Genomic DNA, 16,286 nt, shown 5'->3' on the forward strand with positions numbered 1-16,286 from the left:
CCAAAAAGCGTGCAGTATCTGCATGATGACCACTTATGTGCATAAACGAACCAATAATAACCATGAAAAAGAACATGATCTCACGCCGGAAGTTCCTGTCCGCCTCCGCAATGGCGGCAGGTGGCGTCACCATTGCCTCCGGTGGATTAGCGAATGCACTGGAAGCCCCTTCAGCTTCAACGGAACGGGCAAACAGGGAAGTATGGGTTGCCAGTGTGTCTCAAATGGACATGACTGCCGAAACGCCGGCGTTAATGGTGGAAAAAGTATTCGGGGTATTGAACGAGGCGCTCGTTTATCAGCCGGACATCATCTGCCTGCCCGAGCTCTTCAGTACTTCCAACATCAAACGGAAATACACTTTTAAAGAAGAAGTGGCATTTTCTCCCGATATCATAGAACAGTTCGCTGCCTTTGCAAAAGCCAGCAATTGCTACGTGATCTGCCCGGTATATACGGAAGAAGCCGGAAATGTGTACAATGCCGCGGTGGTGCTGGACCGGCAGGGGTTAAGATTGGGGGAATACAGGAAAGCGCATATCGTGGAAGACGAAATATCGTTTGGTATTACACCCGGCACATTGTCGCCCCCGGTTTTTAAAACCGATTTTGGCATCATTGGTATCCAGATATGTTTTGACATACTATGGGAAGACTGCTGGCGAAAATTAAGAGAAAACGGGGCTGAAATTGTTTTCTGGCCCTCTGCTTTCGCCGGCGGACAGATGGTTAACACCAGGGCCTGGCAGCATCAATACCATGTTGTGTCGAGCACACGGAAAGACACAACAAAGATCTGCGATATATCCGGGACGGAAATTGCGAAGACGGGAATATGGAACAGGAACCTGGTTTGCGCCCCCATTAACCTGGAGAAGGCCTTTGTGCACGTATGGCCGCACGTGTTCCAGTTTGACAAAATAAGGGAGCAATATGGCCGTAAAATACGCATTACCATCTTTCATGAAGAAGAATGGGCCATCATAGAAAGCCTGTCCCCGGAAGTAAAAGTGAAGGATGTCTTAAAAGCTTTTAACATCAGAACATTTGAACAGCATGTGCAGGATGCCGGAACAGCACAGATAAATGCCCGTAAAAAATGAAAATAAGACTGATCCTGACCATTATTTGCGCCGGGTTGTTAAATGGCGCCTGCGCCCAGCAGTATTCGCTGTTAAACGCATTCAGGCCTGCATATACCGGCAAGGCTGAACTGGTTGACCTGGACGAAGATGGCGACCCTGACCTGATAAAGCTGCGGTTGTTCAATGGCTGCAATGCCATATGGGTGGATGATGATGATGACATGATGTGGGATGACAAAGAAGGAGACCTTGATAATGACTGCTTGCTGATCGACAGGAACGGTGATGGCATATTTGCCGGGCCGGGCGACCTGAGCATTGACTGGATCGATACTGATCATGATGGTGAAGCAGATATCCAGCTGGTGGTGGAGAATAGTGACCTGCAGTCGGTCGCCTACTGGGATTGGAGCAGCAATTACATGTGGATCATCGATGATGAAAAAGACCAGTCGTTCCATTTTATCAACTGGAAAGAGCTGGTACTGAGATGCTGGACGCACGCCGGCGCATCAAAATTCTTTGAGGACTACCACGGGCAAACCCTTTTTCTGAAAACACATGCTCCCAGCCATCGTATCAAAGACCTCAGGGTCAACTGGGAGAACCCCTTCCTGTTTTACGATACGGATGGGGACGGGCTGACGGAGATGTCCGTCCGGCTGGAAGATAAAGGGCATTTCACGCCAGGCGAAGAACGGGATATTTCGCTGAACGGTGTTGTGAACCGCGCTTTTGTGTCTGTAGACCTGGATAATGATAACGGGCCTTCCAACGAATTTGATTTTGACTTCAGCCTGTACTTTGAAGGGAAAGGTTTTTCCTATAAAGACCAGGTACACCGGATCAATAATGGTCATGCAGCGGGCATTGACGATCAGATCAGTCACCTGTTGTATGACAGCAGGTGGAGGGCTGTAAAAGAACTGATGTACACCTCCCGGGATGTTGCGTTGCATAAAATATTTAATGAGGGAGAATGGAGCCGCTGCTGGCTGGTGTTTGATGAAGATGATGATTGCGAACGTTGGGAGCGGGTAGAGTTCTATGAACCCAAAAACTTTTTCAGGATAGGAATGAATAATAACGGAATTGATCACAATCCGCAGGCGGATGCCGCCGGAGACCGGGGAGAATGGGATGAGGACAATTCGGGGAAGGGAAGCCTGTATATAGGATTTGACGGCAAGATCCATTTATACGGGGCGGAAAAGGGATGCTGGAGGATTGACCAGAACGCGGCCTGTTACCAGGGCTGGGGCGGATTGTATGAGGGGGAATACAAGCGTATCCCCGATGAGCCTGCGCAGTTTCCCACCATTGCCTATGAAGACACAGACGCGGATGGCTTCTTCGATCTGGTCAAATATGACCTTGATGGTGATACCACTTTTGAAAGCACTGCAGACCTGAAGGCATGGGGGATCGCTCCATCCTGTGAAATAATAAGCACCCGGCAATTCACCTATCAGGACTATCACGATCTGTTTGAAAAAGTAGCCGGACAGATGTGGAACAATGCCTTGCAATCCATCCAGGCAGCCAGGGCGCTGAAGATCAATTATAAATGGTACGCGTCACTGATGACCGCGAGAAGCAGCTGGGAAAAGTATAACAACGGGTATTGGCTTCAATTCTACATTTTCCATGATCTCCTTTCCCTTTTTGAAAAGAACGGTCAGCAGGAACTGATCAGCCTGTTGATGAAGGCTTACTATGGAAGGGATTGGCTTCAATTGCATGAATATGTCCTGAACAATTAACCATTTAAACAACCAAAATGAGACAATTACTATTGCTGTTAAGTATTGGCGCCTTATTCAGCGCATGCTCCGCTAAAGACGCGGCGCTGAAGGATACGGATAAAGTGCCTTTGGATGATGCTTTGTCCCACTCAAAACGCAGGAATTGCCACACCCCCGCCTGGCCTGACGCCACCAATACCGGGCTTCCCAAAGGATGGAAACCAAAGAGAACGTATGCGAACTATACCATGCGCAACAACGAAGTGTTAAGCGATGTGCTTGTTACGGGGTACATATCCATTCCTGTATCTGTAAAGCGCTGCACTATCAGGCGCTGCCGTGTCCGCGGAGATGAAACGATCGGTTTTGACCGTACGGTAGTATGGTTCCAGAACACCGCCCAGCCCAGTGTGCCTGGCGTGAACGGCGACAGAACATCTATTCTCATTGAGCACTGCGACATCGGCCCCGAACTGGGCAGCTTTAATCCCGATGATGTGGACTGCGGGATTGCCGGATGCGCTACCAATTGTACTATCCGGAACAATAATATTCATGATGTGGTAAGAGGGATCGATGCCATGAGCCATTCTTTGGTGGAGAATAACTTCCTGCATGAAATATGGGTAACGCAGGACAAGTCGAAGCACCATGATGGCGTGTTCATCTGGGGGAATTCCGATAATGTGACTGTAAGGGGCAATAATATTGAGCTATTGGATGAATCCAACACGGCTTCCATTTTCATGCAGGGGGCCGCTTCGCGGAATGTCAGCATCACTAATAACCGGGTGACCGGGGGCTCGTATGCCATCCGGTTGAACTTCCCGGATAACGGCGCCGGCCTGGGTGCAGGGATCTGCACAGGGAACAGGGTAAGGCGTAACCCGCCGGACCCTGGTGCAAAGAATCCTTTGGGCGGAGACTACGGACCTGCAAGTTATTGGGAGTTCTATCCTGCTGTATGGGCGAACAATGTATGGGATGATAATGATGAACCCTTTACCCCTGTGCTCGTAAACTGGTAATGATCGATTTATTATAACCTTAAAAATTTAAACCCATGAAAGTCCTGCATTTATTTTTACTGGCTGCCTTCCTGGTAACCGGTTGCTCAAAAATGAAAGACCGTGATGCCCTTAAGGCGGAACATGATCTTGCAACATTGAATGACGAGGAAGAGACCTATAACGTGTTCACCACCCAAACCCCTACCGTTACGGATACCGACGGTCCATACGAGATGGGTATGAAATTCAAGTCCGAACTGATAGGGAAAATCACGCAGATCCGTTATTACAAGTACAGCGGAGAAACCGGCACCCATACCGGGCGTTTATGGTCTGAAGGGGGAACCGAGCTTGCCAGCGTAACCTTCACGGGAGAGACTGCTTCCGGCTGGCAGACGGCAACGCTGAGCGCACCCTATGAAATTGCCGCCAATACCGTTTATGTCGTAACCGTGAACTCCAACACCCGGTATGGCGCTACCCCCGGTGGCCTGGCATCAGCCGTGACCAACGGGCCTTTAAGTACGGTAGTTGGCGCCAATGGCGTTTTCGGCACAACTATAGGTGCATTCCCCACCAGTACCTATAATGGCGGCAATTACTTCCGGGATATCACTTTTGAAGTGATCCCCGATGTGACTGCTCCAAGCACCCCCACTTCCGTGACAGCTGCTGATATAACAGGTTATGGCGTTGATCTTAGCTGGACGGCTTCTACGGATAATGTGCATGTTACCGGATACAATATTTACAATGACACCGTATTGATCGCTTCTGTTACGGGTACCTGGGCTAATATCTATGGATTGACCCCGTCTACGGCGCATAGCATCAAAGTAAAAGCGAAAGATGCGGCGGGTAACCTTTCAGCTGCAAGCACAGCGCTCAGCGTAACTACAGGTGCGGCCAGCAGCGGTTTGCGCGGCTGGCAGATCGATACGACCAATGTCGGGCTAACCGGGGTGAGCGTGGATAAAAATACGCTGCCTTTGTATAGCGACCCGATTGCAGCAGGCTCAACTATCAGCCTGAAAAAGCTGGTGAACCCTGACCTGAGCGCCGGTAATATCATTATTGACAGATGCTGGATCGTTATCAATATGGGAGGAATCAAATGGAATGTAGGCTCTGATAATGGTGCGGTCCTGATCAAAGATTCGCGTATTGAAGCAATCGATATCCCGGGCAAGTATGCTACAGCACCTTTCCAATCGCCAACCAATAAAGCGGTGACCTTGTTAAGAACTGAAATAACAGACCAGGGTGGCGGATTCTGGCTGGATGGCGCCGCCCTGGTAAGGAACTGTTATATTCATGATCTGCCAGGGTACGGTGACCCTCTGAGCGATACCGGCAACCATGTTGATGGTGGTACAAGGCGTAATGGTATTGCACAACTGAATGTAATAGATAACCACATTGACATCCGTAGTGCCGGCAACAATGCATCCTCCGCATTTTTCATACAGCCGCTTTATGGTTTTATTGACAATATCCTGCTGCGCGGCAACCTCCTGGGTGGCGGTGGATATACCGTTTACGGGTCAAACCATAATTATACTTATGGCAGTCACATTTATGCGGACAACAACAGATGGTATTCCGGTGCGGCGTATGGATATGTGGGAACTCCCAGCGGCCCCGGATTTGGGTCCTGGACAAACAACTACGTAAACAATCCCGCGAATACGGATAATAAGGGAACAGCCATCACTTATCCATAAACAATTGGATAGCATCATTTTGATCTCCCGGCCAATTACAGGTATTAACCTGTGATTGGCCGTTATTATAAATGAGCGGCACGGCTATTGCCAGTATAAAAGGGCTGTAATTTTTCATAATAGCGACGATTTTATCCATTGCACGCTTATGCCAGCCATCTAGAAATGCTTGATTTCCACCCTGTCCATCGTCTCCCCTTTTCCATTGGGTGGTACAGCAAATCCGCCAGGTTCATACCGTTTCGTCCCGCTTTTATAATACCAGTCATTCAAACCACTGATCATTTGTTTTATGTAGTAAATAAATTCCTCCGTCTCTTTTTGGAATGGACTGAAGTCCGGCAGATGGTTTGATAATGTTACAAATTCGTTTACAAACCCGTCATGCATCTTCATTCCTTCTGTGCAGGCTTCATCAAAAGATATTTTATTGTGATGCTGCAGTAATTTGATAATATTGAACATTTCTGATTCTATCGCGAGTTCTTTGCCAATTGTTGCAAAATCGTTCTGAAGCGCAACAATGATTGCCTGCAGCATAATAATGCGCTGGATAACGGTATGATTATAAATATAATCGGGTAAAGCAAAACCGGTTGTGGGACAAATCAGATCAACAAATGGGATCATGCCTATGGAATTGGCGCGGATCAAATGAAAAAGGGGGATAGGAGGAATGCCCTTGCTGATCTTATATGGTGATTCTTCCATAATCCCGTCAGTGACAAAACGGTACTTATAATTCTTAGCTATCCTTTCAAGCCAGAAATCCGGCATTCCGAGCGCAATCCACTCCTTTCTGTTTGTTTGCATCTGACGTAATATTCCTTTTTCCTCCGGCCGTGGACCATCTCCCATCATTACCTCAAAAATCCGGTCTCTGAAAGCCACTATCTCCTTTATTGGCAAAAGTTCTACATAATCATCAGTTACCGTCATATAAATTGCAAAACGTGTTGCATGGCGGACCTTGTCCTTTTCGGCGGCAGCCGGTATCATAAAGGGGCCTACATCTACCAGTCGCATCTTTCTATATCTTGCCATAGCCTCCTTTGTCAAGAATTGATAGTCCTGGTCATACCAATTGCTTTCTTCTTCATCGAAGGTTCCGGCGTAGGGGCTTTGAAGGGTTGTCCAGGGATATACTGGCTTGGGTACAGTGAATTCCTTGTTCATATGGTGTTTGGTTTGAGATGATGAAAAACTCGCAAGCGCTTTGCGTTGAGCACCGACTGAACCTCGTTGAGAACGGCCCTCGTTTAACAGCGCCAAGTCCCGGCTGAATCAGCTCTTCTCAGGCCAGGCAAATCCCTTTCCTCCGGACAAATATCTTTCTGTTTCCTGCACATAGAACGTATTCACGCCCTGGACGCCGAGCCCAAAATAATAGACGAATTTGTCCACATGCTCCTGGTATTCTCCAAACTCGCGATACTCCCTGTGTAAAGCAAGAAGCTCATCGAGATCTGCATCGTGGATGCGCAAGGTCTCCTTACAGGCATCCTCCAGCGAAAGATCATATTGCCGCTGAAGCACAAAAACCACATTAAAAACCTCAGTTCCTTTAGCCAGCTCTTTCGGCAGGGAATGAATGTCATTTTGCCATATGATAATTCTGACCATCAGCCTCATCATCCGCTGAATGACGCAGTGATCGACGATATGATCGGGCAAAACCAGGCCTGATTCAATTTCCCCTAAAATCAGGTACGGGTACATCAGCACGGCATATTCGCGGATTGCTTTATATACTGCGAAAGAAGGGGGTGGTTGATTGGCTGCCTTATAAGAATGTTCCACTTCGATCCCGTACCTGAAGGTCAGGTAGAAGTACCGGATGAAACGCTTCATCCATATTTCGGGCATGAATGCACGGAATTCATCCCTTATCAGTGCCAGGTGTTGATACATTGCATTTTCATCCGGCAACGGGGAAGCGCCATTCAGGATGTCCATACAACGGATGCGCTGTTGTTGCTTTTCCTCAAGCGGCAGATCTTCCAGTTGATCGTCGAGCACAACATATTGGAGCATGAACCTGTTGCAGGGAATGGTTTGTTCATACGTTAAGTCGGGCCACATGCAGGCAGTGCACGCATGTAACCGCATTTTTTTGTACATCTTCCTTTGCCATTCTTCCAGGTATGTGTAATCATGGTCGATCCAGTGGTTCATATCTCTCTCCATTTGTTCCAGGTGTGGATTGATCAGGATGGGCCACGGATAATAGCCATATGGAAGGTAATCTCTGGAGTTGAATTGTTCAGGAGCCATATATCAGCATTGTGATTAATTAAATTGAGTTTGATGAAAAGAGCTGGCCGCTTTTCAGCTGACCGCCTTTATCCTAAAGCCTGTTTTACTGTTTGTACATCAGGGAATCCCTGTATTGAATTATACCTGTCGAGCGTGGATGAAACAGATTTCCATCCGTTCAGCGTCATACTGATATAATGGACCCTGTTTGTTACCGCATCCTGCCAGGTCCCGAAGTCTGGCAGGAAATCCTGCAGGTACCGGAACTCCCGCAGATATTCGTTATGAAGGTGCAGCGTCTCCAGACAAGCTTCCTCCAGTGAAATATTACGGTTGTGCTGGACAGCTTTTACGACGTTGTAGTAGATCGCTCCTGTAGCTTCGTCTTTGAGCACCGACTGCACCTCGTTGAAACATGCCATCATGCGGACAGCCAGCGCTTTCAGGCGTTTTATGATGTTATGCTGATGTATGGACTCCGGGAGAAATACTTCCGTTTCAAGATCAAGCAGCTCCAGGAAAGGGTAGAGACAAAGCGAATCCTCGCGGATATCCAGGCATTCTTCTACAGAAGGAAATTCCTTTCGGGCCTTATAATAAAGCTCCCGCTGAAGGCCATTAAAGTATTTTTGAAGACCTTCGATAAACCGGTTCATCGATTCAGCAGGGAGAAATTGAACCAGTTCTTCCCTGAGTGTGCATAGCAGGCCGGCAAGAGGAATTTCAGCATCTGCCCGGGTTGCCGTTCCATTCAGGATTCCCAGGGATTGGTCGCGGACGTGGTGCAATTCCCGGAGGCTGCATTCTTCGCACCTGTCGTCATTATAAAGTGTCCACAGCATGAGCCTGCATACCGGCTTCAACCGCTCGGCGCCGGCTGTCGGAAACCATTGGGAAGCGATATGTGCGGTTTTGGTCATTTTGTACTTTTTCCTGGTAAGCGGGTCATTCCGATAAAGTGCCAGGTACTCGCCCTCTATCCAATGCTGTTCGGTGATTTCCTGCAAGGCGCCGGCAAATGGGTTCTTGAGCATGGGGAAGGGGTAGTGAAACTGGGATAGGATTGAAGTTATCTCTGTATTCATAGCAATAGTTTAGGTTGAGTTGGGGAGACATGGTTAACAATTAAATGTCCCAGATATGCTGGCACTTCCTGAAATAAAAAAGTTAACTGCCTGATATCAATTAAAAATACAAAGGCCCGCTGCAATATGCCTGCAGCGTAATTTGATATCTTCAATCATTAGTGTTAATTAATGATCCTTTGGGGCTTTTAACAAAAACTTGTTGCTACATTTTTTAGCCGGTTAGCGTATGGGTTATCACTATAAAGTCATTGCAAAAAACAGTGGGTTTCTATAATGGATAGGTTGCTTTATTTACTGGATATATTTTCTCAAATACCCGCTTTTGTTTAAAAATACCTTATAATCCCTGATGTCAAGTATTTCGCGCACAGCCTGTTTCTTATTCGGGGAATTCCGGAAATACTCCCGGGTGATCTTGTAGCCGATCCAGTAACCCAGATCATTGGGCCGGTCATCCTTTCCGGAAACACCATATAGCCAGTCTATATAGTTGGTGCTGTCCATCCTCTCAACAAATTCCCTGCACAACCTGTCCTCATGCTTATCCCCGTAGGCCGTTACTTTCCTGTTAGGGGGCCCTCCGGAAATCAGCTCCCCTAAAAAATCCGCGCTGCCTTCAATAATACTTTTTTGCAATAACGTCGGGGCTTCCATCCAGTTATTCTGCTGAAAATGGATCAGCTCATGTGCTACGATATAAGGAACGACATCGGCATCAGCCTGTTTCTCCGCTCCGATGAATACCCCTTTTTCGTTAGCTGTCCCCCCCGAGTTAAATGCGCCGATCACGAAATAAACGGGAGGGAACTTTGCATCGGGATACCAGTATTTCAAAGCATAGAATGTGCTTCTGCATTGCTTTTCCTTTTTGGTCATCTGCAAGGTCATGGCTCTTACCTTGTCATAGTCATTTCTTCGCTTTTTTACAACTTCCAGTAAATGGTCCGCACTTATAATCCTGTTCGGGGTAAAACCTTTTACACCCTCGCTGCCAATATCAATGTAGGCTTTGCCAAAAGGATTGGCTGTGGTATCCTCTTTAAACATATCAAATGCCCGCCAGAAATTGTCAATGTCTTTGGTGATAAAAACGGAACTGTCGGGATCACCGGGGAAGGGTGTCTGCGCATGAACGCACTGGAATATAAACACACTTGTTAAAAATGTCAGGCAATATTTCATGATAGATAGCATTTTTACATCTAAATAGACGACCGGGCAGAAAAAAAGTTACGCTTATGGCTATTTTATCTGAAAAGCAATACCTTTACGAAAATTTCGTAAATGTGCCGTATGTTCGTAAATTATTCATTCAGGCGCCGGAGCCTTTGTCGTTGTAAAATACCTGATGTAAAGAAATTGCCGGTAATCTTTACGCCTTTTGCAAACTTATCACTAGCACAGTTTTTGAGCATTCCGGTTAATAATTTTGCTTAGCTTCGGTTATGAATATAAGTTTTTTTTGCACCCTGTTATTACCACTTGTTGTTGCCTGTAACAAACAAAGTACTTCGACTGCATCAAATCTGCCTGAGCCGGATACGGCTATTATTGACAACACCTACCCTTTGGTAGCTGCAGCCAGCAGCATATCGTTGGATAGCGGAACCATGTACAGGCTGGGCCTGGCACAATATGCATCTTTTTTCAATTTTGACCGGAGTGTAAAAAACGGTGACCTGTACTATGAAGCAATGCTGGAGAGCACAAAGCAATTCAGCCCATTAAAGTTCTTTATATCAAGCAATGGGACCGGAGCGATTGTTGCCGTTACAACCCCCTCAAAGGCCGAGGTAGATAAGTTTAATAAAGCGTGGCGGCGATAACTGGTAACCAGTCTTCCCTATTCTAAAAAAAATCCTTTATGAAAAAGAGACAATTCGCTTATTCCCTTACAAAGAAATTTTATTATCTGCCATTGATATTGCTAGGCATCATAAGTGTTGGACCAGGATGTCAGAAATCAAAACAATCTGATCCCTGCGAAGGTGTACTTAGCGAAGGAACACCTACCCTGGTAGGATTGGTATTGATAGATGGGCAAACCGGGGAGAATATTCTTTTGTCAGAAAATATTGATACTTCGACTATAACCATCATCCCGGAAACAACAGATGTTCCTGCAGAACGGGGTGCGATTGAAAAAAGGCCGGGTGCGCCTATGTATGGATCACTGGTATTTCATATTGCTGATACAAAAGAGGGGGCATTCAAATATACAGTAAACATTCCCGATGTAGCCAGTGCTACCCTCTCCTATACCAACAAGAAAGTCAAATCAGATAATGCGTGTAACCCGTATTATATCACTGTAGCAGATCCTGTAATAGCGGACCATCAGTTTACTGTTTCACAAACAGGTCACCGGCTGCTATTAGAAGTAACACTTTGAGTTTCGTTTCAAATGCGATGAGTTGAATCAGGTTGAAAAACCATCTGACCAGCCCTGTGAACCGGGCCGCTAAAACTTGTCTTGAAAGAAATCAACAGGAAAATTCAGTTTGTGTTTGCTAATTTGAATGCCAATTCTCCGCAATGGTTCGTCGTTGCCGGGACAGACCTTACCTGCGAGCTTAATAAGAAATATCAAAGTAAAATGAATAAAATTTCAAGCATCCTGTTAATCGGGATATCGCTCATCGGATGCCAGCATCTACATTCTGATGAAAAAGTGGTGTTCAATCAGGAATTAGCAGATGAACTTGCAAAGATGGCTGAAGTCGATCAAATTGCGGCTTACATACCACAAGGTACATACAAAAAAATGACGACTGAGCAATGGAACGCTTTCAAAGACAGTGTTTTTACTGCACATGAAAAGCGGCTAAAGCAAATTTTTGACAAACACGGATTTGTCGGGTTCGATCTGGCTGGAGAAGATGGTTCAGAAAGCTTTTGGCTAATGGTGCAACATTCCGACAATAATCCCGAATTTCAGGAAGACGTTTTAGGAAAGATGAAAATCGAAGTAGATAAAGAAAATGCAGATCCGGGTAATTACGGTCTTTTGGTTGACCGTGTGATGCTTAATAAAGGTGGGAAACAAGTTTATGGGACACAGGTCACTTATAATATGGAAACAGGCCAGGCATATGCCAAAAGTTTGGAGGATAGCTTAAATGTTAATGAAAGAAGAGCATCAATTGGACTTGAACCATTGGAAGTCTATCTCAACGCAATGACGGAAAGGCACTTTGAAATGAACAAAGAAACCTATTTGAAAAAAGGCGTGACAGCTCCGAAACTATATGAAATAACACAGAATCACTATCCGCAAAAATAAACCACACAGATCAGGTGAGTGGCCGGTTAGCAGCTTTGAAAAGAAGCGATAGGGATGGACCGCATGAAACTCCCGGGAATTTCCCACCAGCCAGTCATTGCATCTTATTCCGGCAAGCTATTCATGCTGTGGTCCCTGGCGGATCACCCTGTGATCACTGAGGGAACACAAAGGGCTATGTGGACTTGATATGGAGATCGTCTGAAGTTCGTGCGGGTTTGATGCATCTGTTCAGCGGGATATCCGGGCAACAGGAAGCCCTCCGCAAGCACCGGCGCTTGCGGAAAATTGACTGGAAATATAGTGTGGGAGGGTATGACGTTCAATGGATAGTTTAATCACCAAAATACATCCGCTGGCAGGGAGTGGCTTATTCCCGCCGGATGACTGGCGGAGGCGGGGCAGTGCATGCCGGGCCTGCGGCGGTTTGCTGATTTGCAGGTGCTGCCAGGGAGTGCAGCCGCTGCTGCAACATCGCCGCTTGCTGGTATCGGGGTTGGTGGAAGGCCTGCTTTGTCTGCGGCTCCCGCACGGCAATAATATCAGCGGCAAGGTATTTCCTGTTCAAAGATGCGTTGCCGCTGCACATGCCTCTTACCTGCAGGGTTACCATCAGCGTTCCCTTGCCGGGCACATCCACATGCAGCGCCGCGCCTGCGAATACCTCGCGGGTATCCAGCACGATCATGGCGGTTTCAGTGCCCGTCACCCGGCGTTCCCCGAAATGAATACGGGTGGCGATCACTTTTACTTCCAGCATGGGAATGCCCCTGAACTGCGGCAGCGCTTGTGGAGGAATATGCAGTATCCCGTCCTCAGCGAGTGTTGGCGCCTTGGTAAAGAAACGGTCTGTTCCCGTGTGCTGGTTAAAGCGGAAGCCTGCGATGGCCCCGGTATTGCGAAGGCCGCCTTTGATGATGGTCTTGTTGAGGCGGTTGATATGCCCGCCATCGCAATGAACATCGAGATGGTCGGCGAATGCGCTGCGGATAAGGCGGCCTTTGCTGCTGGCGGCGCCGAAGCGCTGTGCGGCAAGGCGGGTGGCAGTCGTCTGCCGGACGGTTTCCGGCATGCTGCGGAAGTAGTGTTTACCGTCCCGGTAATAGCCGATCATATTGCCGGCTTTGCCCGTGAAGGTGAACAAAGAAGTTTGTTTTGCCATTGGATATGTGTTTTGTGATATATGAATATACCACTTATTTCTGAGGAAACAGGGGGATGCGGTCCTCATGCCGGGTATCCCTACTGTCCCGCAGACAGCCCGTGATAGCTGCCGGCAGGCATAATTTTTCCCTACTGAATTTTAACAGGCAAACCAGATGTGCTCAGCGCATCAAAAGCGGCGTTCCTGCCCTACTTTTTCCCTAATAACTCCTCCAATTTGGCGTCCAGTTTGCGTTCCTCATCATCCGTCACCCTAAGGACAATATTTCCCGACTGGTCCACCAGGATTTTAGTGGGATAAGCATAGATGCTGAAAATCTTACGGAGATCAGCGTCTCCATCATTCACATTAAAGATCTGCGGCCAGGTAATGCCATCTTTGGCAACAGCATCACGCAGTTTCTGCTCACCCACCTTTCTATCCTTGTCAAACTCCACGCCCACTCCGATAATTTCAAAACCCATAGGCTTGAATTTCTCATACACAGCTTTAAGATGCGGATGCCCTTTACGACACCATACACACCAGCTTCCCCAGAAATCGATCAGGAAAACACGGCCTTTATAACTATTGATGTCGATTGTTCCGCCTGCCAAAGATGGTCCGCTGAAATGCGGGAGCTTGTTTGTACGCAGTTCCTTTAATCGTTTGTCAAAATCCTTTCCGTCCGGGGTTTCTTTCAGTCTGGCCCCCAGCTGATCATACAGCGCAACCAGTTCTGCATAAACAGCATCGGCTCCCGGTCTGAACAATTTGTCGTTCTGATAATCCTGCAAGGCGTCCTTCATGGCCTGGATAGCGAAAGGATTGTTGGGGTAATTCCGGATGAAATCTTTTTTTGCGGCCACAATGGCTTGCAGTGCGGCGCGTTTTTTGGCAGACCTCTCCTTACCTGGTGGCTCTTTGCGTGTCTGCTGATATACCTTTTCGTTATTGTCTATAAACGGCTTCAGGTAAGCGTCGTACAGGTCGGCATCTTCCGTCATAGGCGAACCGGTCACTACCGCATTCCTGAAACCGTCATCGACCCTGACTTTCACCTTCCCTTCACCAAGGTATATCTTACGGCTTTCCGTGATGCCGCGGAGCCGGTTTCCAGGAGATGCAAGCTGCCCGAACCGGGCGACCAACGTAGCCTGCAAGAGCTCCTGCACTTCACCTTTGAATGCAAAGTTTCCTTTCACTACATCGGCGCTGTCTGCATGATTTTCGCCGTCCTCATAGTAATACAGGAAAATCTTATTGATCGAATCAGCCAACCCCGGGGAGATATGTCCGGATACCGTAAAGGCCAGTTTTTTCTCCTGTGCTGCACAAAATGAAGCAATGGCTGAAAGCATCAGGCTAAAGGTTAATTTTTTCATCTGTTCATTATATGTTAATGGTAAAGCTTGTCATAAGCCGCATATCAACGGTAAAAGGCTGCCGTGATTGTTGCCCTGATGCCTTCATCACAGCAGCCCCTGGAATTACAATCCGTAACCGGGGTTCGGCGTGAGATTTACGTTCACATTAAGCTCGCTGGCGGGAATAGGCCAAAGTTTATATTCCGGTTTCCATACACCACCTTTTGCGGCAGCAATGGCCGGCATTATTTCGTCTGCCCGCGTGATGGAGGTATTTGAAAATCCTTTCCACCGTTTGATATCGAACCAGCGATGACCCATTTCCGTAAACAGTTCAAGGCGGCGTTCCCTTTCCAGCGCCAGCATAAACTCCGGCAACGTTGTTGCGCTAACGCCGGTTTGCTCTGCCCGCGAACGGACCGCATTGATATCTGCGACGCCGCCATCGGTGCCCGAAATCCGTCCCTGCATCGCTTTGGCCTCGGCGCGTATCAGATATTGCTCCGCCAGGCGGAGTACCATCGTATGCTCCGTTGTAGGGGAATTTCCGGTAGCCTGGTAAACCTTATATTTAAAGGGATATGGATAGGTTGTTCCATCAGCGGCAAACAAGTCGGTCCAGCTGGCTTGCCGTTTATCACCCGCCAAAACATCCATCTGTGACGCGGAAAGCGCCAGGCCGGGATACCCGGTGACCGGTGAGGTCCTGATAATAAGAATATTCCCGTCCCAGGTATTAATACCGGAACCGTTCGCTGCCAGCCCCAACTGCCAGATGGCCTCCTTGCTGCGCACTAAAAACGTTTCGTTCATATTCTCTTCCAATTTGTAAGTGCCCGTCTGGTTGATCACTTCAGTAGCGCTGCTTTCAGCATTTGCCCAATCGCCTGCATACAGATAGGCCCTTGCGAGCAGCGCAGTGGCGGCAAATTTATTGGGGCGTACACGGTCTGCCGTCACCGCATTCGTTGCGGACAGGTATTCGTTCTCAAGTAATGCCTGCGCATCTTTCAGATCCTGGATGATTTGCTGATAAACATCCTGTACAGGTTTCCTGGGCAAGGTAATATTCACCTTATAATCGGTAGTGACAGGCACGGGAACATCGCCGTACAAATTGACAAGGTAGAAATAGCAAAATGCCCGAAGGAACCTGGCCTCTCCTGTCAGTTGCCGTTTTACCGGCTCACTGATCGTCGGAGATGCCGTCACCCCCTCAATGGCGGCATTGGCAGCATAAATGAGCTTGTAACATCTTGCCCATATGCCTGACACGTATGAATTATCTGCCAGCAAACTATTCTTTGCGAACTCCAGGTTCCCCTGCGATGCCTGGTAGTACTTCAGCTCATCCGATCCCATTCCTGTCAGGAGCCCTACGCCGGAAACACCATGCACGAAATCTGTGTTCACGGTCATATTATACAGGATACCGGTAATCACCGAGGTAGCTGTGGCGTTGGTGGTATATGCCGTTCTGTCGGAAATGGAGTTTACGGGAGGATCAAGCTCCACAAATTTTGCACATCCCGTTGTGGCAGCCAATAACGCAATAACGTATATTCTGATAATATTCTTCATTGT

Annotated in this window: 14 protein-coding genes; 7 read left to right on the top strand and 7 right to left on the bottom strand. The window is 47.6% G+C overall.

The genetic code is table 11. The features are described 5' to 3' along the window. Window positions 1-62 precede the first annotated feature (62 nt). From FW415_RS21245 to FW415_RS21260, 4 genes are read left to right on the top strand one after another with little or no spacing between them, the layout of a single operon-like run. On the top strand, window positions 63-1,103 hold the full coding sequence (locus tag FW415_RS21245; RefSeq protein ID WP_168208928.1) for a carbon-nitrogen hydrolase family protein: 1,041 nt from the start codon (window positions 63-65) through the stop codon (window positions 1,101-1,103). Then, window positions 1,100-2,848: a hypothetical protein gene (locus tag FW415_RS21250; protein WP_148389039.1), complete on the top strand. Its 1,749-nt coding sequence runs from the start codon at window positions 1,100-1,102 to the stop codon at window positions 2,846-2,848. The genes FW415_RS21245 and FW415_RS21250 overlap by 4 nt, the downstream gene beginning before the upstream one ends. A 17-nt stretch (window positions 2,849-2,865) precedes the next feature. Further along, on the top strand, window positions 2,866-3,858 hold the full coding sequence (locus tag FW415_RS21255; protein WP_148389041.1) for a right-handed parallel beta-helix repeat-containing protein: 993 nt from the start codon (window positions 2,866-2,868) through the stop codon (window positions 3,856-3,858). A gap of 35 nt (window positions 3,859-3,893) precedes the next feature. After that, window positions 3,894-5,564 carry a DUF4082 domain-containing protein gene (locus FW415_RS21260; protein ID WP_148389043.1) on the top strand — a complete coding sequence of 557 codons (1,671 nt, stop codon included), beginning with the start codon at window positions 3,894-3,896 and terminating at the stop codon, window positions 5,562-5,564. 159 nt (window positions 5,565-5,723) lie between these two features. Here FW415_RS21260 and FW415_RS21265 read toward each other — a convergent pair whose 3' ends face one another. The 4 genes from FW415_RS21265 to FW415_RS21280 all read right to left on the bottom strand — a co-directional run bounded on the left by FW415_RS21265 (window position 5,724) and on the right by FW415_RS21280 (window position 10,090). Next, window positions 5,724-6,740, bottom strand: a complete 1,017-nt coding sequence (locus FW415_RS21265) for a terpene synthase family protein (protein ID WP_148389045.1) — start codon at window positions 6,738-6,740, stop codon at window positions 5,724-5,726. A gap of 108 nt (window positions 6,741-6,848) precedes the next feature. Continuing rightward, a complete protein-coding gene (locus FW415_RS21270; RefSeq protein WP_148389046.1) occupies window positions 6,849-7,838 on the bottom strand; it encodes a terpene synthase family protein in 990 nt (329 codons plus the stop codon). A 68-nt stretch (window positions 7,839-7,906) separates the two neighbouring features. After that, complete coding sequence (locus FW415_RS21275; protein ID WP_148389048.1) at window positions 7,907-8,905, bottom strand: terpene synthase family protein; 999 nt, start codon at window positions 8,903-8,905, stop codon at window positions 7,907-7,909. Between the two features lie 294 nt (window positions 8,906-9,199). Next, window positions 9,200-10,090: a DUF2268 domain-containing putative Zn-dependent protease gene (locus tag FW415_RS21280; protein ID WP_168208929.1), complete on the bottom strand. Its 891-nt coding sequence runs from the start codon at window positions 10,088-10,090 to the stop codon at window positions 9,200-9,202. 263 nt (window positions 10,091-10,353) lie between these two features. On the opposite strand from FW415_RS21280, the gene FW415_RS21285 reads away from it, so the two are divergent. From FW415_RS21285 to FW415_RS21295, 3 genes are all read left to right on the top strand, one after another. Then, window positions 10,354-10,734, top strand: coding sequence for a hypothetical protein (locus FW415_RS21285; RefSeq protein WP_148389052.1), 381 nt, complete (start codon window positions 10,354-10,356; stop codon window positions 10,732-10,734). A gap of 38 nt (window positions 10,735-10,772) precedes the next feature. Next, window positions 10,773-11,300, top strand: a complete 528-nt coding sequence (locus FW415_RS21290) for a hypothetical protein (protein WP_148389054.1) — start codon at window positions 10,773-10,775, stop codon at window positions 11,298-11,300. Between the two features lie 81 nt (window positions 11,301-11,381). Further along, window positions 11,382-12,191 carry a DUF6624 domain-containing protein gene (locus tag FW415_RS21295; RefSeq protein WP_210420760.1) on the top strand — a complete coding sequence of 270 codons (810 nt, stop codon included), beginning with the start codon at window positions 11,382-11,384 and terminating at the stop codon, window positions 12,189-12,191. A gap of 370 nt (window positions 12,192-12,561) precedes the next feature. Here the strand turns inward: FW415_RS21295 and FW415_RS21300 are convergent, their stop codons facing one another. The 3 genes from FW415_RS21300 to FW415_RS21310 form a co-directional block, all read right to left on the bottom strand. Beyond that, window positions 12,562-13,353 (bottom strand): hypothetical protein, encoded by a 792-nt coding sequence (locus FW415_RS21300; protein ID WP_148389056.1) that lies wholly within the window; start codon window positions 13,351-13,353, stop codon window positions 12,562-12,564. 191 nt (window positions 13,354-13,544) lie between these two features. After that, on the bottom strand, window positions 13,545-14,720 hold the full coding sequence (locus FW415_RS21305; RefSeq protein WP_148389058.1) for a TlpA disulfide reductase family protein: 1,176 nt from the start codon (window positions 14,718-14,720) through the stop codon (window positions 13,545-13,547). A gap of 105 nt (window positions 14,721-14,825) precedes the next feature. Further along, window positions 14,826-16,283 (bottom strand): RagB/SusD family nutrient uptake outer membrane protein, encoded by a 1,458-nt coding sequence (locus tag FW415_RS21310; protein WP_148389060.1) that lies wholly within the window; start codon window positions 16,281-16,283, stop codon window positions 14,826-14,828. Window positions 16,284-16,286 lie beyond the last annotated feature (3 nt).

Source organism: Chitinophaga sp. XS-30 (genome assembly GCF_008086345.1).
In the GTDB taxonomy this organism is placed as follows: Bacteria; Bacteroidota; Bacteroidia; order Chitinophagales; family Chitinophagaceae; genus Chitinophaga.